Raw genomic sequence first — 25,287 nt, 5'->3', positions numbered from 1 at the left:
GGACGGAAATGGAAACCGGTTATTTTTCAATGAGATTGCGGATTCGCTCTTCTTCGTCCGCGCTCAGTTTCTGTGGCTGTTCCTGGCTTGCGCGGCGGCGGGAAAACACGAAGACGGCGAAAATTCCCGCAAGGGTGAGGCCGATCGGCGCGCCCCACAAAAGCACGGTGCGAAGGCTGAGACGCGGTTTCAGGAGCACGAACTCGCCGTAGCGCGACACGACGTAATCGATAACGGCCTTGTCGCTGTCGCCTTGAACCAGCCGCTCGCGCACCAGGACCCGCAGATCGCGCGCCAGTTCGGCATTGCTGTCGTCGATCGACTGGTTCTGGCAGACCATGCAGCGCAGTTGAGACGTGAGATTGCGGGCGCGCTGTTCCAGCACCGGGTCTTTGAGGACTTCGTCGGGGTTGAACGCGAAGGCTGGAGAGGCCGCAGCGAAGATGAGGGTGAGAAGAAGCCCGAGCGCTGCCACAAACTCCCTCATTCCGCCGCCTCCGGCATGGCGGCCCGCACCGGCTTCGCCTTGCGGGTCGGCGCGCCCACCCGCAAACGCCTGTCCGAGAGCGAGATGAAACCGCCCGCCATCATGAACAGCGTGCCGCCCCAGATGCACAGGATGAAGGGTTTCCACCAGATGCGCACCACCATGCCGCCATCGGTCATGGGATCGCCGAGCGAGACATAAAGCTGGCTGAGGCCGAAGGTCAGGATACCCGCTTCCGTCGTCGGCATGCGCCGCGCGGTATAGAGCCGCTTGGAGGACCACACATCGGCCACTTCGACACCCGCCTTGCGGATGGTGAAATGGCCGCGATCCTCGGTGAAGTTCGGGCCGACGGCGTGGCGGATGCCGTCGAAGGTGAGGCTGTAGCCGCCCGCTTCCGCCACCATGCCCTCTTTCATCTCCAGCACCGTTTCCGTCTCGAAAGTGGTGACGATGACGATGCCGAGCACGGTGATGCCGAGCCCCATATGCGCCAGCGCCGTGCCGAAGGCCGAACGCGGCAGGCCTTTGAGGCGGCGAAATGCGATGCCGAAGGCCAGCTTGCCGAAATTGGCGCGATACCAGAGATCGGCAAGCGCCCCGAAGATCAGCCAGAAGCCCGCAGCGATGCCGAGTGCGGCCAGCACCGGGCCGCCATTTTCGATGTACCAGAGCGTCAGACCCGCGAGAGCGGCAAGCGCAGCCGCCACATAAAGCCGCTGGAATGCGCCGAGCAGATCGCCGCGCTTCCAGGCCAGCATCGGGCCAAAGGGCGTGACGATCAGGATCGGGATCATCAGGAGGCCGAAGGTGAGGTTGAAGAAAGGCGCACCGACCGAGATTTTTTCGCCCGTCAGGGTTTCGAGAATGAGCGGGTAAAGCGTCCCTATCAGCACGGTTGCCGTGGACACGGTGAGGATGAGGTTGTTGAGAACCAGCGCCCCCTCACGCGAAATCGGCGCAAACAGCCCCCCGGCCTTCAGCGAGGGAGCGCGCCATGCAAAGAGCGCGAAGGCGCCGCCGATGAAGATCGTGAGAATGCCGAGAATGAAGATGCCTCGGCTCGGATCGGTGGCGAAGGCGTGGACGGAGGTCAGAACGCCCGAGCGGACGAGGAAGGTGCCGAGCAGCGACAGCGAAAAGGTCATGATCGCCAGAAGCACGGTCCAGATTTTCAGCGCCTCGCGCTTTTCCATGACAAGCGCCGAATGAAGCAGCGCGGTTCCGGCAAGCCACGGCATGAAGGAGGCGTTTTCCACCGGATCCCAGAACCACCAGCCGCCCCAGCCGAGTTCATAATAGGCCCAGTAGGAACCCATGGAGATGCCGGCGGTCAGGAAGGTCCATGCGGCGAGTGTCCACGGGCGAACCCATCGCGCCCAGGCGGCATCGATGCGTCCCTCCAGCAACGCGGCAACCGCAAAGGAAAAGCAGACGGAAAAGCCGACATAACCGAGGTAAAGCAGCGGCGGATGGATGGCGAGGCCGAAATCCTGAAGAATGGGATTGAGGTCCTGCCCCTCGGCGGGAACCGGCTCCAGCCGCAGGAACGGGTTGGAGGTGAGCAGGATGAACAGCAGGAAGGCGACCGAAATCCATGCCTGCACCGCAAGAACATTGGCTTTCAGCGTTTCCGGCAGGTTGCGGCCGAAGGCGGCGACGAGCGCGCTGAAAAACACCAGAATGAGCAGCCACAACAGCATGGAGCCTTCATGGTTGCCCCAGACACCGGTCAGCTTGTAGATCATCGGCATCAGCGAATGGGAGTTTTCCCAGACGTTGCGCACGGAAAAATCCGAGACGGCATAGGCCCGCGTCAGCGCTGCGAAGGAAAAACCAACGAGCAGGAACATCAGGACCGAGCCGAGCGAGGCGACATCCATCAGCGCCCGGTCGTTGCGGCGCGCGCCGATGACCGGCAGCGTGGAAACGATCAACCCCACCCCAAGCGCCAGAACCAGAACGTAATGGCCGATCTCGTTGATCATTTGGTTGCTCCGGTCTTGTCGGGCGAAGCAGCACTGGCCGACGGCGTCGCGGCGGCGGGTTCCTCACCCTCTCCGCCATGCTGCCACAGGCCCTTGTCCTTCAGCCGGTCTGCCACTTCCTTCGGCATGTAGTTCTCGTCGTGCTTGGCCAGCACACTGTCGGCCACGAAGCCGTGAGTGGCGGCATCGAACATGCCTTCGGTCACCACGCCCTGCCCTTCGCGAAAAAGATCGGGCAGGATGCCTGTATAGCTGACCGGCACATTGGCCTCGCCATCCGTAACGGTAAAGCTCACCGTGCGGCCCTCGCCGCGCTTGATCGAGCCTTCCGCCACCAGCCCGCCAAGGCGGATGCGGGTGCCGGGGTTGACGGGCGTCTTTTCCAGATCGGCCGGCATGTAGAAATAGGCAATCGACTGGCCGAAGGCGAACATGACGAGCAGCACGGCTGCAACGATGAAGCTCATGCCGCCGCCGATGATCGCGAGACGTTTCTGTTTGCGGGTCATTGCGTCACTCCCTGCGGCGCAGCATCCTGTTGCCCGTTCGCGCGGATCGGCCCGGCGGAAACGCCAAGTTCCTTCGCCAGCGCCAGAAGCTGCCTGCCCTGCTCACCCTCCGGCGGAAAAGCCTTCAGCCCCGCCCGCAGGGCCTCTCCGGCCTTGGCTTCGTTCTTCAGCACCGAATAGGCGCGTACAAGCCGCATCCAGCCTTCAAAATCGGCGGGGTTTTCCTTGAGCTTTGCATCGAGGCTCGACACCATGCCTTCGATCATCGCCTGCCGGTCGGAAGCCGTCATGTCGTTGGCCGCCGCCATATCCTGCGCCGTCGGGCCGGGTGCGGCGGGGGTCGCCGCGCCGCCGGTGCGGGCGATATGCTCTTGAACCAGCGGCAGCCACGGCGCGCCGGCCGGCGCATCGGCCGCCAGCGCTGCAAAGGCCGCGCGTGCTTCCTCCGCCTTGCCCGCCTGTTCCAGCGAGAGCGCCAGATAGAAGCGGGCGCGCGGATTGCCGGGTTTCAGCTTTTCGGCCTGCGCAAACGCATCGCGCGCGGCCTCGATGACGATACCGTCATTGCCGGCAACCAGCGTTTCGCCAAGGCCGGTCAATCGTTCGGCGCTCGGCCCCAGAATACGAAGCGCATTGCGATAGGCAAGCTCGGCGTCGCCAAGCCGCAATGTCTTGAAATAGATCGGCGCAAGAATGTCCCAGCCCGCACCGTCATCCGGGTTCTGCGCCAGATGCCTTTCGGCCCGCGCGACCAGCAGGTTCATGTCGTTGCCGGGCTTTTCAAGACGTGCCTCGAGCGGCATGTCCGGCACCTCCGGACTGCCGTTCCAGATGTAAAGACAGAGGCCGAGTGCGGGTAAGAGAATGGTGATGAGGCTGGCGGCGAGATTGTGCCGCAGCGGACGCGCCTCTCTGCCGGGCTGCTCTTCCGTCTCGGCGGCAGCGAGAAGCCGGCGGCCGATTTCGGCGCGGGCATAGTCCGCTTCGGTTTGCCCGATCAGGCCGGCGGCGCGTTCGCGGTCCAGCTCGGCCAGCTGGTCGCGATAAACGGCAACCTCACCGTCGCGGCGCGTCTGCGGCGCCTCGGTCTTCCGCATCAGCGGGTACATCAGGACGATGGCAACAGCCGCCGTCAATATCGCAACGACAATCCAGAACATAAGGCTCAATTACTCGAATGCGCGGCACATGGAAACATGAAGCGCGGGGATGACGCGAATTTGAGACATCACGCCGCACCGCAGGCCATCTCCCGGCTGCACCGCTATGCCTCTTCTTGTCATCGCAAAAGGCCCGTGACCTTGATTTACGTCAAACTGGTTACGTCAGCGGCGACCAGCTTCCATCGGCATTGCGGCAGGCTGCACCGCGCGCCCTGGTTTCCCGTCCGTCGACCGTCAAGGTATGCGAATATTGCCGGCAATTCTGATTGCCGACCTGATAGGGCGCATTGGCGACCACCTGGCCCTTGGCGTCATCGCCCGTCCAGGTGACAGGCGTGCCGACCGGGGCTGTTTCCAGCGCCTTATATTCGGCTTCCAGCGCCTTGGTCTGGTCACCCCTGTCAAGCTCAACGCCGCTTCGCCCGACAATGCCGCCTTCCAGATTGGCAAGAAAGGGCGTCGAGGGCTGCGCAGAGCGGCCAAACAGGCCGCCGCCCGCCGGGCGGGTGCCCGTAGTGGTGCAGGCGCTCAGCATCGATACGCACAGGATCGAGAGAAGTGCCGGGCGTGACACCAGCGAACGCATTGTCACGGAGCGGCAGCCATCATACACGTCAACCAAACCCTGTCCTCTTTCCTACCGCATTGCACCTAATATACCGGCATTGAATTTCTTGCCTTTTTTCTTGCCTCACGCAAGCTCTTTCGAAAGGCCCGGCAAAATCAGATCGGCTTTCAGGCCGCCGATGGCGCTGCGCGACAGCGAAAAGCGGCCATGGTACTCTGACACCACCTCGGAAACGATCGACAATCCGAGACCCGTGCCCGGCCGGCTCTCGTCCAGCCGCCTGCCGCGCTTCATCGCTTCGCTGATCTGTCCCGGCTCCAGCCCCGGCCCGTCATCCTCGACAGTCAGCTCCACCCAGGAGCGACGGGCGATTTCGGCGTCGGAGGATGGGTGCGTGCCGGTCGCAAGCGTGATGACCACGCGCGTCTGCGCAAAACGCGCGGCATTTTCCAGAAGATTGCCGACGACCTCTTCCAGATCCTGCTGCTCCATGCCAAGCACGGCTCCGGGCTGCTCGAAATTCAGGAGGAACTGCTTGTCGGGGTTCAGGCGGCGCATCACTCGCACCAGCCGTTCCAGCGCCGGTTCCGCTTCCACACGGGCAAGGATAGAGCCGCGTTGCGCGGCGATACGGGCGCGGGAGAGATAGGATTGCACCTGCGCCTGCATGGCGTCCGCCTGCGCCCGTACCAGATCGCCATGCTGCGGGTCCAGCGTGCGCGCCTCGTTCAGAAGAACGGCGATCGGCGTCTTCAGCGAATGCGCGAGATTGCCGACCTGCATGCGGGCCCGCTCCACGAGGCGGCGGTTGCTGTCGATCAGCGCATTGACTTCATTGGCCAGCGGCTGGATTTCGCGCGGGAATTCACCTTCGAGGCTTTCCGCCTCCCCGCCCCTGATCTTGCCGAGCGCCACGCGGGCCTGATCGAGCGGCCGCAGACTGTAAAGGATGGCAAGACCGTTGACGACGAGACTGCCCACACCAAAGACGGCGAGCGCCAGATAGAGGCTGTTGGAGAAATCCCGCACGTCGTCTTCCACGACGTTCAGATTGCCGGAAACGCGGAAACGCGCGGCACGGCCCTCGCCATCCAGCACGACTTCGGTTTCCGCCACGCGCACCTGATTGCCGGCCTCGTCGGTCACGGCATAAAAGCGCTCATAGCGGTTGTCGAAGGGCGCATCGAGAATGCTCGGCACCGGCAGGGTGGAGACGCCGAGCGACGAGGAGACAAGCGGCGCGGTCTGAAAATTCCCGAGCGGCTCGACAACCCAGTACCAGCCGGTATCGGGTTGCGAAAAGCGCAGATCGCCGAGCTGCGGGCTGCCGGCCAGCGTATTCTCGTTGGAAATCGTCACGGAATTGATGACGTTATAAAGCTGCGCCCTGAGAAGATCGGTGAAGCTGCGCTCCACCCCCTGCCGGTAAAGCGTCGAGATCACGACGGCGATCACCACCAGCGCCAGCACCGACCAGAGCGAGGCGAGCAGCAGAACGCGGGCGGTGAGAGAATTACTTCGCATCTGCCGGCGCTTGCATCCGGTAACCGAGACCACGGATCGTCTCGATCAGATCAACCCCGAGCTTCTTGCGCAGACGTCCGACAAACACCTCGATCGTATTGGAATCGCGGTCGAAATCCTGATCGTACATATGTTCGACCAACTCCGTGCGCGACACGACCTCGCCCATGTGGTGCATGAGATAGGACAGCAGCCGGAACTCGTGCGAGGTGAGCTTCAGCGTCGTGCCGTTGACGGTCGCCTTGGAGGATTTGGTGTCGAGCCGGACCGGGCCGCAGACGAGTTCGGAGGAGGCGTGGCCGGCGGCGCGGCGGATGAGCGCGCGCACGCGGGCGAGAACCTCTTCGACATGGAAAGGCTTGGTGACGTAGTCATCGGCGCCGGCGTCGATGCCGGCGACCTTGTCGCTCCAGCGGTCGCGGGCGGTGAGGATGAGAACGGGCATGGCCTTGCCGGCCGCACGCCATTTTTCGACGACGGTAATACCGTCGAGCTGCGGCAGGCCGATATCGAGAACGATGGCGTCATAGGGCTCGGTATCGCCGAGATAATGGCCTTCCTCGCCGTCGAACGCCTGATCGACAACATAACCGGCTTCTTTCAGCGCGTCGGTCAGCTGACGATTGAGATTGGCATCGTCCTCAACAACGAGAATACGCATTATCAGCCCTTTCCTTCCGTCCCGGCCCGCGCGCGTGGCCGGTCATGCTAGATGTGTCGGATTGTTTTCCGATATTTCGGCGATGCGGGCAAGCTACATCGGCACGCGCATTGTCACCTTGCGCGGGCGCTCGCCATTGCCCTGGACGAGAACGGTGACGACGCAGGACTGACCGTCGCCGGAGGGATAGACCGAAAGCAGCTGACCACCGGTTTCGCGCACGACGCGGGCAACGGCTGCGCCGCAGTCGCTCGCCGCCAGTATGTAATGGCCCTGCAGATCAGCCTCGGGCGCCGTGAAACCGGAAAGCCCGGCTGCAAGCGTCGCGATGATGAGAGGTGATGCCATTGCACAAACTTCCAAAAAACCGGGTGCGTCTCGAACCGTATTGTGACCGAATATGTAGCGCAAAGCGTCTGAATGGCAAATGAATGCCGCCCCCGCCGCAAGGGCGTGACACGGGAGCGGCGTCTTTACGCGTGCTGTCAGCGAATGGCGCGGGTCGCCGAAAGGCGGCCGTAAAGTGCGATCAGGCCGCCAATTCCGCCCGCGACCGTCACCAGCCCGTCCGCAAGTTCTCCTTGCAGACCGGCAGGCAGTTCAAGGCCGGCAATGTTGAAAAGCGGTGCGAAAACCGCGACCAGAGCACCCCAGATGGTGCGCGATTGATACCATTCTTTGGTACTGTCCATAATCTCATCCTTTGCGTTGTTTTTCAGGCACATGTCAGATCGGCAGAACGGCCTTGGCCGCCACGCCCGAGGGCACCGCGCGGCCGAGCTGGCGGACACGCACGGAAATGTGATCCCGCAATGCCGGGAAATCTGTGAGTTCGTCTGTGGCGGGGTAAAACCAGGCGGGTTCTGAAACCTCCGCCATGCGCCTTACCGTCTCGCCGTCCAGCACCTCGACGCGATAAAGCTCGAAGGGCTCGTCCAACGGGATCTCGCTCGCATCCCAGACGTCGGCCTCCACCCGGCCCCGCCGTTTCCACCTGAACAGCACGCCATCCCCGCGCCGTTCGGCGGTAAGATGGACCGGCGCGAGCGGCGTCAGCGCCCGCAAGCCTCCCTCGAAGGCAAAAGGCCCGCTCATAGCGCCCGCCATTCCCACAGCCTCCGCGATCCAGTTCAGGCGTCGTCCGCGCTCGCTCGCGGCAAGACCCAGCGGCTGCACCGCCTGATCCAGAACCACCACCGGCGCACCTTTTGGCGCGCCTGCGGCCAGTGCGTCTTCCGTGCCGGCCAGTCCCCGCAGGAGAGAGGAGAGCCGCCAGCGCGAGGGTGCGATTTCTTCGGCCTTTGCGAAGGCGACAATTTCCCACACGCCGTTTGCGGCCTTGATGGCGAGACGGTTCTCGCCGTTCAGCACCGAAAGCTCCGCGGCCGATGACACCTCGCCGAAGGGCAGATTGACGACGACGGTGTTTTTCCGGTCGAAACGGCCGGAAGAGCCTGATATCAGCGGCATTGCCAGCGCGCCGATCATCGCCGGCCGCTCAAGCAGCACCCGCTGCCGGTAAGCCTCCATACCCGGCGACGCGGAAATGATGATGGGCCGCCAGGGCTTTGCGAGGGCGGCAATCCGCGCCGAATCCTCCGGGGCGACGCCGTCATGGTAGGGCAGATCGAGAAACAGTACCTCGGGCGCGAACCCTTCCGCACCGCTTGCGCCTTTGCTGCGCCGTTCCTCCGCACCACCAGCGAAAACCGAAAAGGCGGCGGAAAAGGCCCGCGCCTCCACCTGCCGCACCGCGCCGTCCTCAATGCGGCTGACCAGAAATCGCCCGGAAGGGGCCTGCGGAAAGGCGCCGTCCGGCAGGCGGATGCAATCACCCGGTTCAAGGGTGATTTCGGAAGGCGGCAGGGCAAAGCGCAGGCTGCGCCGCGCCTGCCGGTTGTCACGCAACAGCGCCTCGACCGCCGCTTCCGCCGTTTCCGCAGGCAGGGCGGCGTTGAGATCAAGCCGCATGACCCTGCTGCCGGCATTGTCGATGCGGCGGGACCTTGCACTCCCCTGCTCGTAATCGAAGGCGGGGTTGAAAGACGTCAGCACGGCCTCGGCGGCGAAATCGCTGTCATGGCCGCGATTTTCCGACCAGAGCGGCTCATCCTCCAGATCGGCGAGCACGGCAATATCGCGGACCGGCAAAACCGCGGTGTTGCGGGAGCGGAAGCGCAGGGTTCCGCCATCGTCCGCCACATCCACCTGGAACGCCGCCATCAGCGGCTCGAGAAGATTGCGGGCCGAGGTCACGTCGCCCTGCACATAACCTCCCAGATCGCCGCTGACGGCGGACACGTCGAAGTCGGAAAAGCCGTGATCGGCGAGGATGGCGGCGATGGTATCGGCAAGCGTTGCCGTTCCCAGCCGGCCATTCAGCCAGTGGCCGGTGCGCCAGTTCGCCCCATCGCTCCATGCCGCGCCGTTCTGTGGAAAGGCGGGAAAAGGCCGTGCGTCCCAGGTCCACAGATAGATCCTGTCTGCATCGATCATCGCTGCATCGGCCTTGCGCCAATGGTCGAGATGCGCCTCCAGAAACCGCCGCTGCTGGCTGTCGGCGCGGCTTCGGCGGGAGAAATAGGGAAAGGCGTTTTCCGCCGATTTCGGATCGGGAAAGACATTGGGGCGTGTCGCGCTCTTGTCCACCGCCGGGCAGCCGAGTTCGGTGAACCAGATCGGCTTCGAGCCCGGTACCCATGCGGTCGGCGTGAATTTCTCCACGCCCCGCACCCGGTCGTGATGGAGGTTGCCCCACCAGTTCCTGATATCCTTGTAGCGGAACACCCATGACTTGCCCTTCAGTCCGTCGGCTATTGGCGTGCGCTGCCGCGCCGCACGGTCGGCATCGTTTGCATAACACCAGTCGAAGCCCTCGCCTGCCGTGACGGCATAACGGAATGCGGCGGCATCATCCGGGCCGGTCATGCCATCGGGATTGCCGTTCGCGGCATCCTCGTCACGCCAGTCGGAGAGCGGCATGTAATTGTCGATACCAACAGCATTGATATCAGGGCTCGCCCAGAGCGGGTCGAGATGGAAGAACACGTCGCCCGAACCATCTGCTGGCTGATGACCGAAATATTCGCTCCAGTCCGCCGCATAGGTCAGCTTCACCGCCGGCCCCATCATGGCCCGCACATCGCCCGCAAGCCGCACCAGTTCCTCGACAAAGGGAAAGGCATCATTCTCGTCTCTCAGCGCCGTCAGCCCGCGCAGTTCCGAGCCGATCAGGAAGGCGTCCACCCCGCCCGCCTGCACCGCCAGCGCCGCATAATGCAGCACCATGCGACGGTAACCTTCATCGCGGTTGCAGAAGGCGGAAACCTGCGTCCGCGCGCCCGCACTGCGATCGGCAGAACCGGCCCTGCCGGGTGCGGGAAAGCAGGTGATGCGCCCGCGCCAGGCATAAGCGTCCTGCTCGCTTTTGCCATAGGGGTCGGGAAGACCGTTGCCGACGGGAACATCCATCATCACGAAGGGATAAAGGCACACTCGCAAACCCCGCGCCTTGAGATCGGCGATGGCCTGCAACACGCTTTCGTCGTTGGGTGTACCGCCATAGGCGGGACCGCCGCCGTGATGGCTGACGAGATGCGCCGCGCCGCGCGAAAGGCCGGCGACGGACCATGGCATCGTTTCCCCATCCCGGCCTGCCACCTCCACGCCGGGCAGAATGCGGCATTCACCCGCCCGCATATCCGTGCCGAACCAGCTCACCACCAGCGCCACGCTCTCAAGCGCGGGGCAGAGCGCCTGCAATTCGTCGATTGCCGCCTGCCAGTCCGTCGCGGCGGTCAAACCATTACGGTTCATGATGCGGCTTTGGCCGATGCCCGTTCGTTCGGAAACCTGCACGGTGGTGTAGCCCTGCTCCGTTGCGCCAGGGATGACGGTAATGGCGCGAATGGCTTTTTCCAGCCGTCCGACAGGCCGCACCACTTCGAACTGCATCAGCGGAATGCGGTTGCCATAACTATCGAGCGGCAGGCGTTCGAAAACGACATAGGCCAGTCCGCGAAAGGCCGGCGCGTTGCCCGCCCCCTGCTTCGCCTCGATCAACGGATCGGGCAATTGCGTCTCGCTGCCGGGATAAAAACGCATCTCGATGGCGCTCAGGTCCAACTCCCGCCCATCGGCCCAGACACGCCGCACCATGGCCGCCTCACCTTCGCACAGGCCGATGGCGACGTTGGCAAAATAACGAAAGGTTTCGACCTTCGGGCCACGGTTGCCCTTGCCGCCACGGCGCTGCACCTCGACGCTTTCTTCAAAACGCGTCGCCCAGATCAACGTGCCGCCGATCCTTGCCGCACCATAAAGCCGGCTGATCGCCGCGCCTTCATCCGCCCCCGGAATGCGCGCCGTCGAAAGCCGTGCGCCCGTTGCCGTCCGCCCGTTCGAAAGAAGGGTGCGGTCGATGGCGTTGCCCGCCAGCGCCCCGGCCGCCCGGCCGATCACTGCACCCAAAGGGCCGAAAATACCGCCGAGCGCCGCACCCGCCGCCTGAAAAACGATTGTCGCCATGCTCGCCTCGAAAAATTTCAGGGATCGGGAAAACGGAAGATACCGGCGATGCGCCGCCTCCAGCCCGGCGCCAGCGCCGAACGCACCACCGCCGCCTGTTCATAGGCATGGATGAAATGCTGCGGCCCGGCCAGAATGCCGAGATGTTTGGCAGCCGCATCGGCCCGCCAGCGAAACAGCAGCAGGTCTCCCGGCCTTGCCTCTTCCATGCCCGACACCGCCGGAAAATGGCGTCTTGCCGCCGCCATCAGCCTGTCCTCGCCGCCGCGTTCGGCCCAATCGGGCGCATAGGGCGGCGGCAATTCCGGTTCGTGGCCGTAAATGCCGCGCCAGATGCCCCTGACGAGGCCAAGGCAATCGCAGCCGACACCCTTCAACGAGGCCTGATGCCGATAGGGCGTGCCGATCCAGTCTTGCGCCAGCACCAGCACTCTTGCACCGGTATCACTCATGGAAACAGCGCCCCACCGTCATGGCTCTCACCGCCGCTCGCATAGGAATAGGCGAAATCCGCCCCCGGCAGATGCGGGAAGCCCCTAAAATTCAGATGATTGGCGAATTTTACCCGGCAGGTGGCGAAACTCTTGTCGCAGCCGGCTGTGACGGAAAACCTATCTCCCGGCGAAGGCAGCCGTTCCGGCGGCAGCCAGAAGGACAGATGCACGCCGCCGTCACGCCGCTCGTGGCCGTCGAGGTCGAAATTCCTGCCGGCGAGCGGGCCAGCCATAAAGCGCAGCTTTCCCCGGCTGAAGAAACCATCGGCGAAAACATCGAGCCCGGAGACCAGCAGGCCACCCGAGGCATCCACCGCCACAACGCCGCCACGGCCGGTAAACGGCTCCAGATCGACACCGCAACGCCTGTCCCCGAGCGCCGCATCGCAGCGCCGCCCATAGACCCTGCCCTGCGGCTGGCCGAGGCGATGGGCAAGGCTGCGCAGCTCGGCGCGAAACGACCCTCCCGCCCGTGTCACCTCGCCAATCTCGCGCATGTTCAGCAGCATACGCTGGTCCGTCGCCTGCCAATTGACGAGGAAAAGCGCCACCCTGGCACCATCGAAACGCCCGGCGGCCAGATCGTCTTCCGCAATTGCCTCACTCGAAAAACCGCCCGCCACCTCCCCGGCACTGGCGCCCAGCCCCGTTTCACTGTCGCTATCGCTGGCCGAAAAGCCGCTGGCGGCAAGATAGGACGTACCGCCGAACACGATCGTCTCGTCGTGATCGGTAAAACCGATCACCGCGCCATCCTTCAATGTCACCTTCCAGCAATGGCATGTGGTCGTCGCATCTCCCTTGAGATGCTCGGCAAGGGCGGCGGGAATGGTTTTCATGGCGATATTTCCATCAGTGGAATGGAGGGAATGCGGCCCGCCTCGAAAGCGGTCAGGTTCACGTCGATACGGTCGATCGCGAAACGGACCGGCACGTCGAATTCGAAACCGGCGCGGATCGCGGCGCCGGCAGGCGGCAGGCGCCCCGCCCGGAAGGTCACCATGCCGGTCGTGTGATCGACCGAGATAGCGGCCGCTTCCGCCTTCACCCCCTCGACCGAAACAATGACCGAACCTTCGACCGGTTTTTCTATCCGCCGCGTGAAGGAGCCGCCGGCATCGGCATAGGTCTTCAGCAACTGAAAGCCCGCCGCCACTCCGTCGCCGGTGCCGATCCTCTGATCGGTCACGGCGGGCGTCTCTCCCGGCGGGCAGGATTTGAAATCCACGGGATCGCGAAAACGAAAGCCGTAAAGCTCGCCGCGCCGCGCCTCGAAAAAGGCGAGCACCTCATAGAGATCGGTGACGGAGCGGATCCCGGATCCGGCGTCATAGCTGCGCCTGGCGTTCCTCCAGCGCTGGTTACGGCTCTCGCGGCCATTGGACAGGTTGACGATATCCGTCCGCCTCACCGGCCCGCCGCTGACGCCGAGCGCAAGCCGCAGCGGAAAGCGCACTTCATGAAATGCCGCCATGTCGTTGTTCCTGGATTCTTTTCAATGGTCTGGGAAGGTGAGCGCGCGTCACAATCCGCGCTGGCCGCGCCCGACGCTGCGCGCCAGCATGGCGGCGATCTGGCCTTCGCTTTTCCGGAAACTCCCAGCATCCGCCGCCGTCACGTTAAACACGATCTGCGCCCCGCCGCCGCCCGCAGGTGCGGCAACGCCGAGGGCGCCGTCGGAACCGCGCTTCAACGGCAAAATCGCTTCCGCCCCCGCCTCACCCATCAGGCCAAGCCCGCCGCCCATCGGGAAAAAGGCAGGGCTGGAGACCACGCCGCCATCGGCAAAAGGCGTGATGCTGCGCCCCGGCACCCCGCCATCCGCAAAGGCGAACAGCGAACCGCCGCCGTTCAAGAGCCCGCCGACGGCATCGCCGATCATGCTCTCCAGCGGCTTCAGCCCGGCCGAAAGCGCCATGCCGGACAGCCGCTGTCCCAACCCGCGCAACACATCGTCCAGCCCCTTGCCGCCGGTCGCCGCCGCCTGCAGGGCCGTGGTCAAGGCCGCACCGAACCGCTCGGAACGCCGCTCGAGATCACCCATCACCTCCGAGAGCGCCTCCGCCTCCTCGCGGCTCTCCTCAATCGATCTTTCGCCCGCCATCGCGCTTGCCTTTCTGATTCAAACCGGAGCCGCAAAATTTTGAAATGTCATTCGTTTTTGAGATCAACTCAGCCATCCGGAAACCGCCGCATCATCCTCTCCATCGCCTGACGGTCAGGACCGCGCGAAACGGCGTTGCCGCCCGTCATCGCGAAAAATTCCCTCGGGGTCATCAGCCAGAAGGTTTCCGGGGAAAGCCGCAGCAGGAAGAGGCCGGTATGGATCACCGCGTCCCAGGGGAATGGGCGCGACGTCGCTTCGCCTGCTGCGGCATTCAAGGGTCCGGCGTCGTCCCGCCTTTCAAACCGCCGAAAGTCGCGGTCAGAAGATCGGCGACGATCGCGGCATGGCCGGCAATGCCGCCTTCCACCGTGGCGGCGGCCACATCCTCGTCGGAAAAGACGTTGCCCGCGCCGCGCAGGCCCGCGCCGATCACCCGGATCATGTCCGCCGCCTTCATGCGCCCGCTCGCGAAACGTTGGGCGAGCGCGGTGAGGTCATCGGCTTCAAAGGCGGTTTCGAGTTCGGCGAGAGCCCCGAGCGTCAGGCACAGGATGCGCCTTTCACCGTCTATCAGCGCTTCTATCTCGCCGCGATGGCGGTTCGCCCGCCCGTAACGCAACCCTTGCGGCATCACAGCGCTCCGAATGAGAGAAGACCGGCCGATTCCAGCGCGATCTCGAATTGCACTTCGCCATCGTGGCGGCCGGAATATTCGAGCGCGACGATCTGGAACGGTCCGGCAATGACACCGAAATCGGGAATGACGATCTGCCAGCCGGGAATGCCGCCTGCAAAAAATGCGCCGCGCACCAGCGCATCGCTCGCCTGGTCCTTGAAGATGCCGGAGGCCGTGAGCGATGCCCGCTGCACACCCGCGCCGGCGAGAAGCTCGCGCCAGCGCCCGGCGCTTTCGGCATCCGTCACGTCGACGGCCTGCGCATTGAAGGCCAGCCGTTTTGTTCTGAGCCCCGCCACGGTCGCAAAGGTGCCGGCATTGTCGATCTTCAGCAGCAGGTCCTTGCCTTTCTGCGCCACCATGTTGTTTCCTTTCGTTTCAATTGCGGTTGCGGGGGTGCGGCGGGCCTGCTACCAAATGGTTTCCCGCACCTCGCACCCCGCGATCTCACCATGTCCGACGCCGCCTCCATGACGTCCCGCGTGCGCCTTATCGGCGTGCTGGCGCTTGGGCAGATCATCAGCTGGGGTTCCGGTTTCGACATGCTGGCCATTCTGGCGCCACGGATCGGCGGCGAACTGGCGATCGGCAACGAGATCGTTTTTGCCGGCCTCACCATCATGATGCTGATCAGCGCGCTTTGCGGCCCGCTGCTGGGAAGAATGCTCGTCCGTCGCGGCGCGGCGCCCGTGCTGGTGGCCGGCTCATTCCTCTTTGCCGCCGGTTTTGCCGTGCTCGCCTTTTCGGGCGGTGTCACGAGCTATCTTTTCGGCTGGGGCGTGATGGGTTTGGCCGCAACCTGCGGCTTGACGACGGCTGCCCATACCGCCGTGGTGGAGCGTGTGGGCGCGGAAAGCGGCCGGCTGCTGACGCTTCTGATGCTGTTTACCGGGCTTTCGGGGGCGGTTTTCCTGCCCGTCACCGCGCTTGTGGAACAGCATCTCGGCTGGCGCGGCACACTTCTGCTCTATGCCTGTCTGCAGCTCTTCGTGCTTCTGCCGCTCTACCTCTTCGTCCTTCCCGGCCGTCCGGCCCGCAAGGAAGCAACACGGCAGAAAGCCGACGCGCTTTCGCCCTCGCCGGTCGATACACGCCGCGCCTTCCTGCTTCTGGCGGCCATGACGACGATCAGCGCCTTTACAACCTTCGGCCTGTCACCGCTGCTGCCGCTGCTGCTCGTCCAGGCGGGCGCAACGCAATCGCTTGCCGTGCAGCTGGCATCGGCGCGCAGCCTGCTGGCAATTACGGCGCGCGGGCTGGATTTCCTGCTTGGGAAACGCGGCAGCCCCTTCCTCACCGCCATGATCGGCTTCTGTCTTCTGCTGCTGTCGCTGCTGCTGTTGCTTGGCTTTGCCCCGGCCATGCCGGCCTTCATCGGTTTCATCATTTTTTTCGGTTTCGGCGCCGGTGTGCTCACCGTCAGCCGGGCCGTGCTGCCGCTGGCGGTATTTTCCCCGGAAGAATATGGTCTTCAGGCCGCGCGTATCTCCCTGCCGCAGAACCTCGCCATTGCCGTTGCACCTGTTATTTTCACGCTGGCGCTGGATCGCGGCGGGGTGGCGGCCATGCTTGGCGTCGCCGCCGTGCTGATCGCCATTTCGTTTGTGCTCCTGATCGTCCTGTGGAAAACCGTGCGCAGGCAGAACGCCTGAAACGTCACTACTCCGTCACCGCCCTGAAACGCATCTCGATGATGAAATTCCGGGTCTTCGCCTCGCGCCGCGAGCGGCTGGAGAGAAGATGCAGATTGACGAGAGAGACCCCGGCAATCGGCAGCGCCGCATCATCGAGCAGGCTCATGACACGAGCGGCGATCTCTCCCGCACCCTTGCGGCCATTGGCATCGCTCCAGATCTGCAGCGACAGGAAATGCTCCTCGGCCTTTTCCGTGGCGGTCGAATAATCCCTGCTTTCGAGATCATCGATAACGATGCAAGGCAGAACCGCGCGCGGCAGAAGCCGGTCGACGATACCGCCGGGGATGAGCGCCGTCAGCACAGCATCGCCCGTCAGCCGCGCGAAAATCGCCTGGAGAAGCCGGTTTGCGGCGCTCATCGGCTTTCCTCCTCGCAGCGGCAGACGATGAAGCGACGTGTCTCGTCGGGGTCCATCACGGCCCGGATGGCCAGAATGCGGCGGCCCTTGCGAAAGCGCATGCCTGCAATGATGTCTGCACGGTAAGCCAGCCAGACACGGTGGGTGATCGTCACGCCCTCGGCCGAGGCCCTTTCATGGGACGCCTCCGAAACGGGTTCAATCGCGGCCCAGAGCGACCGCAGGAAATCCCAGCTTTCCGCTGCACCACCCTGCCCGTCCGGCGTTTCGGTCCGCACTTCCAGCTCCAGCCGCGCCGTCAGCTTGCCGGGATCGAGAAAAACAAGGTTCATGTCTCAAAGCCCCAGACGGCAGAAGGGCGCCACCAGCCGCTCGTAGCCGGCGGGAACGGCCGCGGGCTGGTTTTCCGGGGCGACTGCGCCGCGAAAGGCGAACATCTGCGCCACATGCATCAGCATGGCGCGTTTCAGCGTGTCGGGCACGTCCGTTCCCGCCTCGCCGTAACCGGCAATGAAATCGATCTCGATACCGTTCATCGTCCGGCCGGGGGCCGGCGGATTGCGCAGCCACAGCCTTGCCGGCCGCGCCGCGCCGTCGAGCAATTTCTCACCGGCGGTGATGTCTGCCGCACGCCCATCACCGTCAAAAACCAGAATCGTTTCGATGGCTTGCACCGGTGTCCTGCCAATCAGAATCACGCCCGCCTGCGGCCACCGGTCAAGATAAAGCCGCCAGGTCTGACGGAGGAGGCAAAGCCCTGTCGTGCGTTCCAGATGCTCGCGGGCGGTGCGGATGATTGCGGCAAGAAGCGTATCCTCGTCGCCGCTGTCGAGACGCAGATGCGCCTTGACCTCGGCAAGCGTCAGCGGCTCCGCCTGCGGCGGATGAATGAGGGCATAGGTCATGGGGTCTCCGGAAGAAAGGTAGTCGCATTAGCGAGCGGGCACCGCTTGTTTCTTCTCCCCGCCGGGGAGAAGTCCGCGGCAGCGGGATGAGGGGGCAAGGGTAGAGATATTCAGCAACGTTGCCCCCTCATCTGCCCTTCGGGCATCTTCTCCCCGACGGGGAGAAGAAAGGGCCGCAAGGTCGGCGATCAATTCACCCCGAATTTCACCAGCTTGATCGCCTCGAAATTCTGCACGCCGCCGCCCACACGCTTGGTGGTGTAGAACAGCACATAGGGTTTGGCCGAATAGGGATCGCGCAGGATGCGCACGCCGGTACGGTCGACGACGAGATAGCCGGCGCGGAAATCGCCAAATGCGATGGCAAAGCTGTTGGCTGCCACATTCGGCATGTCCTCCGCCTCCGTCACCGGAAAGCCCATCAGCGAGGCCGGCTGGCCGGCGGCGGCGGGCGGGTGCCACAGATAGGCGCCGCTCGTATCCTTGAAGCGGCGCAGCGCCCCTTGCGTCTTGCGGTTCATCAGGAAGGCGCCGTTCTGGCGGTGGCCGGCCTTCAGCGCATAAACGGCGTCGAGCAGCACATCCATCGGCCCGGCGGAAGCAAAGCCGGCCGAAACGCCTGTCGCGACATAACCGATGTTGCCCCAGCTCCAGCCATCATTGGCAACGGTGGTGTAGGAGAGGAAACCCTTGGGCTTGCTGGCGCCGTCGCCGGCGATGAAAGCGGCGGCCTCCTGTTCGGCGAAAGCGATGTCCACCTCGGAGGCGATCCAGGCCTCGATATCGACTGCGGCGTCATCCAGCAGGCCCTGCGTGGCCGCCGGCATGGCGTAAAGCTCCATCGTCGGGAAGGAAAGCTCGGCAAGCTGCGGCGTTGCCGTCTGCGGGCGCGCCGCCGTTTCGGAGACCCAGCCGGTCGTCATGCCGCCGGGCGAGAAGGGTTTCTTCAGCACGGCGGCGGAAACCTGCCGCACGGTTGCCAGTGCGCGGATCGGCGAAATCGCCGTCATGCGCCGGCCGATCTCGCCATCCGTCTCGCTCGGCAGCAGGAAGCCGCCATCGGCTCCGGTCGAGCCGGCAAAAGCCTTCGCCTCCAGATCGCGCAGCGCGCCTTCCTCACCGCGGCGGATATAGGCCTCGAAAGCGGCCTTGTGCTCCTCGGCATCGTGGGAAAGCGCGTCCTTGCGGCCAAGCGCGGGGCGCGCCTTTTTCAGCGCCAGATCGTCCATGATCCGGCGGTTGTCGTCGAGCGCCCTGTCGATACGGTCGAGCTTGTCGCGGGTCACGACATCTGCCCCCATCTTGCGCTCGATATCGGCAAGCCGCTGGTCGTTGGTTTCGCGGAAGGCCTCGAAGGCCTCCATGAACTCATCGAAGGCGGCGGTCACCGTATCGGGCACGGCCTTCACCTGCGGCGCGACGGTCATCGGGGCCGGTTTCGTCATCTGGTCTGTCATGTCGTTTCCTTGTGGGTGATTGTCCGGAAGTCAGCGTTTGAAGGTCGTGTCGAACAGCGAGCGGGCCGCGCGGCGCATGCTACGCACCAGCTCGGTCTCGCGGTCGCGGAAGAAGCGGGCGTGCTTGACGTCGGAAACCCGCGCGGACGGTAGCATCGGGAAGGTGACGACCGAGATTTCCCAGAGATCGGCTTCCAGAATGCGCCGGACGCCTGAGCCGGCCGCCTTGCCGGCGCGCGCCTCCTTACTGGAACGCCCCTCTTTACTGGAACGTACGGCGCGAAAGCCGATCGACAGCCCGTCCAGCGCGCCGGTCTTCATCAGCGAATGCACCTCGCGGGAGCGGGCGACGCCGGGTGCGAGAACGCCCTCCACATAAAGGCCGCGCTCATCCTCGCGGATGGTGCGCCAGGCGCCGATGGGTTCGGCCGGGTCGTGCTGGTAGAGCATGCGGATACCGGCCGCGCCCCGCTCCTCGATGGAGCGGCGGAAAGCCCCGCGTTCGATGACGTCCTGACCGAGATCGACCTCGCCGAAGACGCTGGCATAACCGGAAAACGTGCCGTCGCTGGCAATGCCGCGCAGTTCCAGATTGGCGAATTTGCGCGTGGCGGGACGCGGCCCGCGATAAACGTGCATGGAAAGCTCCTGCGATGTGAAGGAAGTGTCAGGCGCGCGGGCGGGCGCTGTAACGGTCGGCGATGCGCACCAGCACGCCCAGCCCCCACCACGCCCCCATGCTGGCGGCGGCGGACCCCGCCACCATGATTTCCCGGCCCGAAAGCGCGCCGGCAATATCGAGCTGCTGCACGATCCACAGGCCGATCGGCCCGCCGAAGATCATGCCGCAGGACACGCCGGTGATGAAACGGCTCGCGGCCTCACGTTTGCTTTTCGGCAGGAGGTAAACGAGCGATACACCCGCGCCCGCCACGGCGCCGGTGATGCGGGCGGCCCAGATGCCGGCCTCATTGGCGAATTCAGACATGGGTAATCATTCCGTTCTAGGATGTTGTTATCGGGCGGACGCGCCGCGTCGCACGCAGGCGCTTTCTGCGCGCCTGCGATGGGTGATTTTCCGAATCTTCGGAATCGCTTGGGCGGAAGACCTCACAGGGAGATTCCGCTTCTTCAGAAAATGATTGAACACGAGGCTGGGGCTTCGATCCCGCCGGGTCGGTGATCAATAACCGACGGCTTCGCGCTTTTCTTCGTCGCTCAGGAATGATGCCGCGCCGATGCGTGCCCAGAGCGCATCCCGCTCGCCGGCAAGCCCGGCAATCCGGTCGAGATCGGGTTCGAGCCTCAACCCCGGGCCGAAGACCGGAGAAAGCCAGCCGCAGAGCCTTGCCGCCGTGCGATAAACGAGCGGCAGCACTGTCAGACGATAAAAGGCGCGGTTCGCCTCCTGGTAATTGGCATAGGTATTGTCGCCGGGAATGCCGATCAGCATGGGCGGTACGCCAAGCGAGAGCGCGATATCGCGCGCCGCGCCGTTGCGGGCCTCCAGAAAATCCATGTCGCGCGGCGAAAGACCCATGGCCTTCCAGTCCAGCCCGCCTTCCAGCAGCAGCGGACGGCCGGCATTCATCGCCCCCTGATAGCCCTCCTCCAGCTCACGCTTCAGCCGATCATATTGTTCGGTGGAGAGATTGCCGCCCTCCTTCGGCTGGTAGACCAGCGCCCCGGACGGACGGGCGGAATTGTCGAGCAGGCGTTTGTTCCACTGGCTCGCGGCGTTGTGCAGATCGAGCGCGGCGCCTGCGGAGGCGAGAGGCGCAAAACCCGCCCGGTCATCGAGCGGATGAAAGAGTTTCAGATGCAGCAGCCCCAGCCCGTCGCGATCGGCGGCGATGCGCCGGGATGCCCGGCCCTCGGCACGGTAGTCAAAGGCCACCGGCCAGCCATCCGGCCCTTCGACGATGCTCACCCGGTCGGGCCGCAGAAGATGCAGTTCACGCAACCGCCCGCCCACCGTCAGCGGTTCGATATAGGCGTTTCCGGCCAGCATGAGGTGGCCATAAAGCGCCTCGAAAAAATCCGGCCCGCCCATATGGGCGCTCGGTTTTAAAAGCAGCACCAGCAGCGGATGATCGGTAAGTTCCTCTTCGCCATCATAAAGCAGCCAGCTGACGGAAGCCGAGGTCTCCGCCACCATGCGAGCGGCCCGGTGCGCCACCGGGTTCTTCATGAAGCCCTCGCGGGCAAGTGCGGCATAGGACCGGCCCGACCAGAAGGCCTGCCCGCCCTGCACCGCGACCGCCATGAAGCCATCAGCCATTTTCCGGCTTTCAGGCACGGCTCTGCCATCCGCCGGGCGCAGCCACGGCAGGGAAAAGGGAAATCGCATGGAGTTGTCCTTGTTTTGATGGCGCGCGGCGTCGAGTCCTGCGGCGTCGCCCGCGTGGGGTTTTCACCGACAGGCTAGACCCTGAAATTTCTGACGAAGTCCTGAAAACTCTCTTTCGTCATGCTCGGGCCTGTCCCGAGCATCTGCAACGTCTCGATTTTATTGGACGTGATCAGATCCTTGGGACAAGCCCAAGGATGACGTCGCGCGTGAGACACCCTGTCCGTACAGCAGCAATATCTCGCGCCGACTTCAGCGAAACCGGACGTTTACCGGATCGGCGCTTTCACCGCCGTATCGCTGTCGAAATCGGCGGCAACACGGGTCTCGCGCAACGGTTTTACCGTGCGGGTCGAAAGATCATAGGCGGGATCGGCTTTGTAAGCGGCGAGCGCCGCCTCGTTTTCAAACTCGCCGTAGACGATGAAATCGACCGAGTTGCCCCATTGGTCCTTCTTCACGTTCTCACCGATTTCCAGCTTCAGAGAATGCGGTATCGCGGTCAGGCCGGAAAGCCCCCTGCGCACGGCGTCGCGGTTTTCCTCGGGAACGGTGAAAAAGACGATATGGCGGATCACGGTGTCACCTGTCATGCAAACTTAAAAGGCGGCCTTTTCGGCACCGGGTAACGGGTTATCATCTGGCCCGCCCGGGTTCAATCCGGGCAGCGACAAGCGCTTGATGAAATGCGCGCCCGTAACCGCCCACAAGCCGGGCTCTGTCGCCGCCATTGATGATGGCGCGCGCACCATCCCAATCCTCACGCCCGTCGCTGAAGAAATCGGAGAGCCTGCGGCCAGTGAAGCCGCCGCCCGCCATGCCGTGTATCAGGATCGCGGTGGCCACCTCCGCCTCCATGGCCCGCTCCGGCCGTTCCAGGAGATCGACGCCAGTCAGCACCGACATGGCCTCGTAATTGCGCCGATGCGTCAACTGCACGAAGCCGCGACCCAGCCAGCTTTTACCCTCCGTGTCCGGCCGCCAATAGGGCTTGCGCACCATGGGCAACCTGCCCGCCGCAAAGGCGCGTTCGAGCCTTGCCATTGCTTCCGTGTCGCTTACCGCCAAGGTTTCCCGCACGGGCTGCATGGTCGCCGCCGTCTCGTGAAAGGCCGTCGCCAGCATATAGGCGAGCCAGCGCGGATCGCCGCCCGGCATCGCCTTTTCGAACCCTGCCAGCATCGTTTTCGTGCCGGCAAGCTGGGCGGTGCGCAGGCGACCGCCGAAAATGGAAATCCGCGCCGACGCGAAGAATCGCGCCTCGTCATAAGCCATGACTGCTCCTGAAAATGATGGGCGATATGACGCCGGGTTTTTCCACATGACAGTCGCCGGAACTAAATCGATTTGAAAAAACCTTAATCGATTTTAATCCGCACCCCGTGGTTTTGGGGTAAAAAATTCCTTGAATTCCGGAACCTTAGCGCGCTAACTCCATTCACCGCGCAATCCTGCAGCGTTAACCATTCAAGGAGGAATGCCATGACAGCGACAATCCCCCAGACCGTTTATGACCGTCTCGAAAACGAGTGGCGCCAGATGCGCGAAACCGGTTCTCAGCCGAAGCCGGCGCAATCCCCTAAGAAGTAACAGCCACCAGACGTCTGATTTCAGGCGGTGAGGTTGCCTCAATTTTCTTCTCCCCGGCGGGGAGAAGAAACAGGCGGTATCCGCTCGACCGGTAATTGACTCTCATTCGCGGGAGCCGATAGTCGCCGGCCTCACATCCCCCGCACCTTCGGTTCACTCACCACCATCGTCGTCAGCGCCGTTATCGCCCAGACGAGCGCATCCAGCCGGTCCGGGGAACGCCCCGACGAAAGACCATCAGGTCCAAAATCCGTCATCTGGTCTTCCAGCTTTTCAAACCGTGCCGCGTGCCCCACCCTGCCCTGCTCATAAAGTGCCGCAACCGGCTCGGCGCGGGTGAATTTGCCGCGGCTTGCGCGCACCAGCGTCAGCGGCAGGTTGGCGTCGATGCTTTGCAGCATGGCGCGCACCATCTCGCCGCCCTGATTGACCTCCGCCACCACCCGGTCCGCCTCGTGGCGGCGAAAGGCGGCGACGACGGCGCGGGCCCAGCCGGCCGGTGTTTCACCTTCCACCGAACAATCCGCCAGCACGCTGAGACGCCCGGATATGCCAAGCCCCGCCACGACAATGCCGCAGCAGGAATGTTCACCGACGCCCGCGGGCGGGTCCACCGCCACCACGATGCGAGCAAGCGGTTCATCTCCCGCCTCGATGATCGCTTCCAGATCGGCGCGTTTCCACAGCGCGCCCTCACGCTCATCGATCAATTCGCCGCCGATTTCCTGACGCCCCAGCCGCGTGCCGCCGTAACGGTCCTGCATGGCTTTCAGAAACCCGGGCGCGAGATTGCGCGCATTCATCGCCGTTGGCATTCGCGCCACCCGCGTCGAGGGGTCGGCGAGAAGCGCCTTTAAGAGCGGAATGGGCCGCGGCGTGGTGGTCACCAATTGCCGGGGGGCCTCACCCAGACGCAGGCCGAATTGCAGCATGTCCCAGGTTTCCTGCGGATATTTCCATTTGCCGAGCTCATCGGCCCAGGCCATGTGGAATTGCGGGCCGCGCAGGCTTTCCGGGTCTTCCGACGAAAACACCTGCGCCATCGCGCCATTCGGCCACAGCAGCCGCCGCCGCGACACCTCGAAGGCGGGGCGATGGCGGCGGGCGATGCGGCAGATGCCGGAAATGCCGTCGATCATCACCTCGCGGGCGTCGCCCAGCGTCTCGGCAACAAGCGCGATGCGCAAATCCGACTGCTTGCCGGCGGAGGCGACATGATGCACCCATTCCGCCCCGGCGCGGGTCTTGCCGGAACCACGCCCGCCGATCAGCAGCCATGTCCGCCAGTCGCCTTCCGGCGGCTGCTGCGGCAGGTTACCGATGAAGCGCCAGTCGCGCAGGAGGTTGAAGACCTGCGCGTGAAGGCGCGCTTCGGTCAAAACGTTCGCCATGCCTCAGTCAGACCCTGCCGAAGTGCCGGACGCCGCGATCGCCTCCAGCCTCTCGCGGCATTTCTGCTCGGCCAGCTCATCGATGCGTTTGAGGAAATGCGCCACCGCCGCCTCATAATCCTGCGTATCGTTTTCATCCTCGCCCATAAGCGCCTGCCGTTCTTCCGCCAGCACCCGTTGCAGGGCGTCGATCCGCTCCAGTGTGCGGACGATGAGCGACAGCTGATCCGTTGCAACTTTCACATCGGCACGGGCCTGCTTGCCTTCCGTATCGTCGGCGTCAGGCAAAAGCCCCGCCTCGCCCGACTGCCGAAGATTGCGATACATGCAGACTTGATCGCGCATCTCCTCCGTCAGCTCGTTCAGCAATTGCCGCAGACTGCCGTTGCGCGCCGCATCTTCGGCGGCCAGCCTGTCTGCCCGCGATTTGATCTCAGGCGCGGCCTCATCCGCATAAGCAGGCCTGTCCGGCCAGGCTCCGTAGAGCGCCGGGTCGCAATTATGAGCATTTGTCATCGGATTGGCCTGGGAGGGAAATGGAGATGAACATGGGCATGCGACGCGGTTCATTTGCGGGTGGTGCCTCACACAGCCCTCATTCCTGTGCTTGTCACAGGAATCCAGTCGACGCGCGTCCGCGCGGCGGAGGGAGGCTTTTCAGCCCAAGGACTTGGGCTAGCACAGGAATGAGGGAAGAGAGCAAAGCCTTGTTATTCGTAAAATCCAGCGCTCTTATATTTCTGAACCAACCGCGACCCAGCCGCAAATCTCCGACTGTAGCCAAACACTATCAAACCACCGTCACGCTGTAAAGGATTATTTTCCTATCATCGTG

Annotated in this window: 29 protein-coding genes; 1 reads left to right on the top strand and 28 read right to left on the bottom strand. The window is 63.9% G+C overall.

Annotated features, from left to right (window positions below; translation table 11 throughout):
- Nucleotides 1-19: 19 nt before the first annotated feature.
- From WDZ78_RS12095 to WDZ78_RS12015, 17 genes are all read right to left on the bottom strand, one after another.
- Nucleotides 20-487: a cytochrome c-type biogenesis protein gene (locus tag WDZ78_RS12095; protein ID WP_020009719.1), complete on the bottom strand. Its 468-nt coding sequence runs from the start codon at nucleotides 485-487 to the stop codon at nucleotides 20-22.
- The gene (locus WDZ78_RS12090; protein ID WP_425673141.1) at nucleotides 484-2,475 is read right to left on the bottom strand and encodes a heme lyase CcmF/NrfE family subunit; all 1,992 of its coding nucleotides are present in this window, start codon (nucleotides 2,473-2,475) and stop codon (nucleotides 484-486) included. Before WDZ78_RS12090 ends, WDZ78_RS12095 begins: the two co-directional genes overlap by 4 nt.
- Nucleotides 2,472-2,984 (bottom strand): cytochrome c maturation protein CcmE, encoded by a 513-nt coding sequence (gene ccmE, locus WDZ78_RS12085; protein WP_020009717.1) that lies wholly within the window; start codon nucleotides 2,982-2,984, stop codon nucleotides 2,472-2,474. Before ccmE ends, WDZ78_RS12090 begins: the two co-directional genes overlap by 4 nt.
- Nucleotides 2,981-4,144, bottom strand: coding sequence for a c-type cytochrome biogenesis protein CcmI (ccmI, locus tag WDZ78_RS12080; RefSeq protein ID WP_425673140.1), 1,164 nt, complete (start codon nucleotides 4,142-4,144; stop codon nucleotides 2,981-2,983). The genes ccmE and ccmI overlap by 4 nt, the downstream gene beginning before the upstream one ends.
- A 160-nt stretch (nucleotides 4,145-4,304) precedes the next feature.
- The gene (locus WDZ78_RS12075) at nucleotides 4,305-4,733 is read right to left on the bottom strand and encodes a membrane protein (protein ID WP_031233662.1); all 429 of its coding nucleotides are present in this window, start codon (nucleotides 4,731-4,733) and stop codon (nucleotides 4,305-4,307) included.
- Between the two features lie 105 nt (nucleotides 4,734-4,838).
- A complete protein-coding gene (locus tag WDZ78_RS12070; protein WP_425673139.1) occupies nucleotides 4,839-6,239 on the bottom strand; it encodes an ATP-binding protein in 1,401 nt (466 codons plus the stop codon).
- Nucleotides 6,229-6,900: a response regulator transcription factor gene (locus tag WDZ78_RS12065; RefSeq protein ID WP_003509815.1), complete on the bottom strand. Its 672-nt coding sequence runs from the start codon at nucleotides 6,898-6,900 to the stop codon at nucleotides 6,229-6,231. The genes WDZ78_RS12070 and WDZ78_RS12065 overlap by 11 nt, the downstream gene beginning before the upstream one ends.
- A gap of 93 nt (nucleotides 6,901-6,993) precedes the next feature.
- Entirely contained in the window at nucleotides 6,994-7,248 is a 255-nt protein-coding gene (locus WDZ78_RS12060; protein ID WP_003497070.1) for a hypothetical protein, read from the bottom strand.
- Between the two features lie 137 nt (nucleotides 7,249-7,385).
- On the bottom strand, nucleotides 7,386-7,592 hold the full coding sequence (locus WDZ78_RS12055; RefSeq protein WP_425673138.1) for a hypothetical protein: 207 nt from the start codon (nucleotides 7,590-7,592) through the stop codon (nucleotides 7,386-7,388).
- Nucleotides 7,593-7,626: 34 nt separating this feature from the next.
- Entirely contained in the window at nucleotides 7,627-11,427 is a 3,801-nt protein-coding gene (locus WDZ78_RS12050; RefSeq protein WP_425673137.1) for a baseplate multidomain protein megatron, read from the bottom strand.
- Between the two features lie 17 nt (nucleotides 11,428-11,444).
- Complete coding sequence (locus tag WDZ78_RS12045; RefSeq protein WP_425673136.1) at nucleotides 11,445-11,879, bottom strand: NlpC/P60 family protein; 435 nt, start codon at nucleotides 11,877-11,879, stop codon at nucleotides 11,445-11,447.
- Nucleotides 11,876-12,760 carry a DUF2163 domain-containing protein gene (locus tag WDZ78_RS12040; protein WP_425673135.1) on the bottom strand — a complete coding sequence of 295 codons (885 nt, stop codon included), beginning with the start codon at nucleotides 12,758-12,760 and terminating at the stop codon, nucleotides 11,876-11,878. The genes WDZ78_RS12045 and WDZ78_RS12040 overlap by 4 nt, the downstream gene beginning before the upstream one ends.
- Nucleotides 12,757-13,395 (bottom strand): phage distal tail protein, Rcc01695 family, encoded by a 639-nt coding sequence (locus WDZ78_RS12035; RefSeq protein ID WP_425673134.1) that lies wholly within the window; start codon nucleotides 13,393-13,395, stop codon nucleotides 12,757-12,759. The genes WDZ78_RS12040 and WDZ78_RS12035 overlap by 4 nt, the downstream gene beginning before the upstream one ends.
- Before the next feature lie 48 nt (nucleotides 13,396-13,443).
- The gene (locus WDZ78_RS12030) at nucleotides 13,444-14,025 is read right to left on the bottom strand and encodes a phage tail tape measure protein (protein ID WP_425673133.1); all 582 of its coding nucleotides are present in this window, start codon (nucleotides 14,023-14,025) and stop codon (nucleotides 13,444-13,446) included.
- 68 nt (nucleotides 14,026-14,093) lie between these two features.
- Nucleotides 14,094-14,303, bottom strand: coding sequence for a rcc01693 family protein (locus tag WDZ78_RS12025; RefSeq protein WP_020009706.1), 210 nt, complete (start codon nucleotides 14,301-14,303; stop codon nucleotides 14,094-14,096).
- Nucleotides 14,300-14,659, bottom strand: coding sequence for a gene transfer agent family protein (locus tag WDZ78_RS12020; RefSeq protein ID WP_425673132.1), 360 nt, complete (start codon nucleotides 14,657-14,659; stop codon nucleotides 14,300-14,302). The genes WDZ78_RS12025 and WDZ78_RS12020 overlap by 4 nt, the downstream gene beginning before the upstream one ends.
- Nucleotides 14,659-15,066, bottom strand: a complete 408-nt coding sequence (locus WDZ78_RS12015; protein WP_425673131.1) for a phage major tail protein, TP901-1 family — start codon at nucleotides 15,064-15,066, stop codon at nucleotides 14,659-14,661. The genes WDZ78_RS12020 and WDZ78_RS12015 overlap by 1 nt, the downstream gene beginning before the upstream one ends.
- Before the next feature lie 90 nt (nucleotides 15,067-15,156).
- On the opposite strand from WDZ78_RS12015, the gene WDZ78_RS12010 reads away from it, so the two are divergent.
- The gene (locus tag WDZ78_RS12010) at nucleotides 15,157-16,356 is read left to right on the top strand and encodes an MFS transporter (protein WP_425673130.1); all 1,200 of its coding nucleotides are present in this window, start codon (nucleotides 15,157-15,159) and stop codon (nucleotides 16,354-16,356) included.
- 7 nt (nucleotides 16,357-16,363) lie between these two features.
- On the opposite strand, the gene WDZ78_RS12005 is transcribed toward WDZ78_RS12010, so the two are convergent.
- The 11 genes from WDZ78_RS12005 to WDZ78_RS11955 form a co-directional block, all read right to left on the bottom strand.
- A complete protein-coding gene (locus WDZ78_RS12005) occupies nucleotides 16,364-16,759 on the bottom strand; it encodes a DUF3168 domain-containing protein (protein ID WP_425673129.1) in 396 nt (131 codons plus the stop codon).
- Nucleotides 16,756-17,091, bottom strand: a complete 336-nt coding sequence (locus tag WDZ78_RS12000; protein WP_425673128.1) for a phage head closure protein — start codon at nucleotides 17,089-17,091, stop codon at nucleotides 16,756-16,758. The genes WDZ78_RS12005 and WDZ78_RS12000 overlap by 4 nt, the downstream gene beginning before the upstream one ends.
- A 3-nt stretch (nucleotides 17,092-17,094) precedes the next feature.
- Nucleotides 17,095-17,664 carry a head-tail connector protein gene (locus WDZ78_RS11995; protein ID WP_425673127.1) on the bottom strand — a complete coding sequence of 190 codons (570 nt, stop codon included), beginning with the start codon at nucleotides 17,662-17,664 and terminating at the stop codon, nucleotides 17,095-17,097.
- A 188-nt stretch (nucleotides 17,665-17,852) separates the two neighbouring features.
- Complete coding sequence (locus WDZ78_RS11990; RefSeq protein ID WP_425673126.1) at nucleotides 17,853-19,121, bottom strand: phage major capsid protein; 1,269 nt, start codon at nucleotides 19,119-19,121, stop codon at nucleotides 17,853-17,855.
- Nucleotides 19,122-19,151: 30 nt separating this feature from the next.
- Nucleotides 19,152-19,760 carry an HK97 family phage prohead protease gene (locus WDZ78_RS11985; RefSeq protein ID WP_425673125.1) on the bottom strand — a complete coding sequence of 203 codons (609 nt, stop codon included), beginning with the start codon at nucleotides 19,758-19,760 and terminating at the stop codon, nucleotides 19,152-19,154.
- A 28-nt stretch (nucleotides 19,761-19,788) separates the two neighbouring features.
- Nucleotides 19,789-20,109 carry a DUF6107 family protein gene (locus WDZ78_RS11980; RefSeq protein WP_003509186.1) on the bottom strand — a complete coding sequence of 107 codons (321 nt, stop codon included), beginning with the start codon at nucleotides 20,107-20,109 and terminating at the stop codon, nucleotides 19,789-19,791.
- Between the two features lie 195 nt (nucleotides 20,110-20,304).
- On the bottom strand, nucleotides 20,305-21,471 hold the full coding sequence (locus WDZ78_RS11975) for a phage portal protein (protein WP_425673124.1): 1,167 nt from the start codon (nucleotides 21,469-21,471) through the stop codon (nucleotides 20,305-20,307).
- Nucleotides 21,472-21,740: 269 nt separating this feature from the next.
- On the bottom strand, nucleotides 21,741-22,049 hold the full coding sequence (locus tag WDZ78_RS11970) for a Dabb family protein (RefSeq protein WP_003522330.1): 309 nt from the start codon (nucleotides 22,047-22,049) through the stop codon (nucleotides 21,741-21,743).
- Nucleotides 22,050-22,107: 58 nt separating this feature from the next.
- A complete protein-coding gene (locus WDZ78_RS11965) occupies nucleotides 22,108-22,746 on the bottom strand; it encodes a hypothetical protein (protein WP_425673123.1) in 639 nt (212 codons plus the stop codon).
- Between the two features lie 446 nt (nucleotides 22,747-23,192).
- Nucleotides 23,193-24,452, bottom strand: coding sequence for a DNA-packaging protein (locus tag WDZ78_RS11960; RefSeq protein WP_425673122.1), 1,260 nt, complete (start codon nucleotides 24,450-24,452; stop codon nucleotides 23,193-23,195).
- Nucleotides 24,453-24,455: 3 nt separating this feature from the next.
- Nucleotides 24,456-24,968: a hypothetical protein gene (locus WDZ78_RS11955; protein WP_425673121.1), complete on the bottom strand. Its 513-nt coding sequence runs from the start codon at nucleotides 24,966-24,968 to the stop codon at nucleotides 24,456-24,458.
- Nucleotides 24,969-25,287: the final 319 nt, after the last annotated feature.

The sequence above is a fragment of the Agrobacterium sp. M50-1 genome (genome assembly GCF_049843495.1).
GTDB classification, from domain to species: domain Bacteria; phylum Pseudomonadota; class Alphaproteobacteria; order Rhizobiales; family Rhizobiaceae; genus Agrobacterium; species Agrobacterium radiobacter.
Note: the sequence above shows the minus strand (reverse complement) of the source record. Positions and strands in the feature narration are given on the sequence as shown.

Coding starts and splice junctions, on each gene's coding strand:
- WDZ78_RS11975 (WP_425673124.1), bottom strand. CDS start 21,471: ATGCGATTTCCCTTTTCCCTGCCGTGGCTGCGCCCGGCGGATGGCAGA.
- WDZ78_RS11980 (WP_003509186.1), bottom strand. CDS start 20,109: ATGTCTGAATTCGCCAATGAGGCCGGCATCTGGGCCGCCCGCATCACC.
- WDZ78_RS11995 (WP_425673127.1), bottom strand. CDS start 17,664: ATGACCTATGCCCTCATTCATCCGCCGCAGGCGGAGCCGCTGACGCTT.
- WDZ78_RS12065 (WP_003509815.1), bottom strand. CDS start 6,900: ATGCGTATTCTCGTTGTTGAGGACGATGCCAATCTCAATCGTCAGCTG.
- ccmI (WP_425673140.1), bottom strand. CDS start 4,144: ATGTTCTGGATTGTCGTTGCGATATTGACGGCGGCTGTTGCCATCGTC.
- WDZ78_RS12015 (WP_425673131.1), bottom strand. CDS start 15,066: ATGGTGGCGCAGAAAGGCAAGGACCTGCTGCTGAAGATCGACAATGCC.
- WDZ78_RS11960 (WP_425673122.1), bottom strand. CDS start 24,452: ATGGCGAACGTTTTGACCGAAGCGCGCCTTCACGCGCAGGTCTTCAAC.
- WDZ78_RS12070 (WP_425673139.1), bottom strand. CDS start 6,239: ATGCGAAGTAATTCTCTCACCGCCCGCGTTCTGCTGCTCGCCTCGCTC.
- WDZ78_RS12010 (WP_425673130.1), top strand. CDS start 15,157: ATGTCCGACGCCGCCTCCATGACGTCCCGCGTGCGCCTTATCGGCGTG.
- WDZ78_RS11955 (WP_425673121.1), bottom strand. CDS start 24,968: ATGACAAATGCTCATAATTGCGACCCGGCGCTCTACGGAGCCTGGCCG.
- WDZ78_RS11990 (WP_425673126.1), bottom strand. CDS start 19,121: ATGACAGACCAGATGACGAAACCGGCCCCGATGACCGTCGCGCCGCAG.
- WDZ78_RS12090 (WP_425673141.1), bottom strand. CDS start 2,475: ATGATCAACGAGATCGGCCATTACGTTCTGGTTCTGGCGCTTGGGGTG.
- WDZ78_RS12050 (WP_425673137.1), bottom strand. CDS start 11,427: ATGGCGACAATCGTTTTTCAGGCGGCGGGTGCGGCGCTCGGCGGTATT.
- WDZ78_RS12035 (WP_425673134.1), bottom strand. CDS start 13,395: ATGGCGGCATTTCATGAAGTGCGCTTTCCGCTGCGGCTTGCGCTCGGC.
- WDZ78_RS12045 (WP_425673136.1), bottom strand. CDS start 11,879: ATGAGTGATACCGGTGCAAGAGTGCTGGTGCTGGCGCAAGACTGGATC.
- WDZ78_RS12005 (WP_425673129.1), bottom strand. CDS start 16,759: ATGAGCGCCGCAAACCGGCTTCTCCAGGCGATTTTCGCGCGGCTGACG.
- WDZ78_RS12000 (WP_425673128.1), bottom strand. CDS start 17,091: ATGAACCTTGTTTTTCTCGATCCCGGCAAGCTGACGGCGCGGCTGGAG.
- WDZ78_RS12020 (WP_425673132.1), bottom strand. CDS start 14,659: ATGCCGCAAGGGTTGCGTTACGGGCGGGCGAACCGCCATCGCGGCGAG.
- WDZ78_RS12095 (WP_020009719.1), bottom strand. CDS start 487: ATGAGGGAGTTTGTGGCAGCGCTCGGGCTTCTTCTCACCCTCATCTTC.
- WDZ78_RS12030 (WP_425673133.1), bottom strand. CDS start 14,025: ATGGCGGGCGAAAGATCGATTGAGGAGAGCCGCGAGGAGGCGGAGGCG.
- WDZ78_RS12055 (WP_425673138.1), bottom strand. CDS start 7,592: ATGGACAGTACCAAAGAATGGTATCAATCGCGCACCATCTGGGGTGCT.
- ccmE (WP_020009717.1), bottom strand. CDS start 2,984: ATGACCCGCAAACAGAAACGTCTCGCGATCATCGGCGGCGGCATGAGC.
- WDZ78_RS12060 (WP_003497070.1), bottom strand. CDS start 7,248: ATGGCATCACCTCTCATCATCGCGACGCTTGCAGCCGGGCTTTCCGGT.
- WDZ78_RS11965 (WP_425673123.1), bottom strand. CDS start 22,746: ATGGCTTATGACGAGGCGCGATTCTTCGCGTCGGCGCGGATTTCCATT.
- WDZ78_RS11985 (WP_425673125.1), bottom strand. CDS start 19,760: ATGCACGTTTATCGCGGGCCGCGTCCCGCCACGCGCAAATTCGCCAAT.
- WDZ78_RS12040 (WP_425673135.1), bottom strand. CDS start 12,760: ATGAAAACCATTCCCGCCGCCCTTGCCGAGCATCTCAAGGGAGATGCG.
- WDZ78_RS12075 (WP_031233662.1), bottom strand. CDS start 4,733: ATGCGTTCGCTGGTGTCACGCCCGGCACTTCTCTCGATCCTGTGCGTA.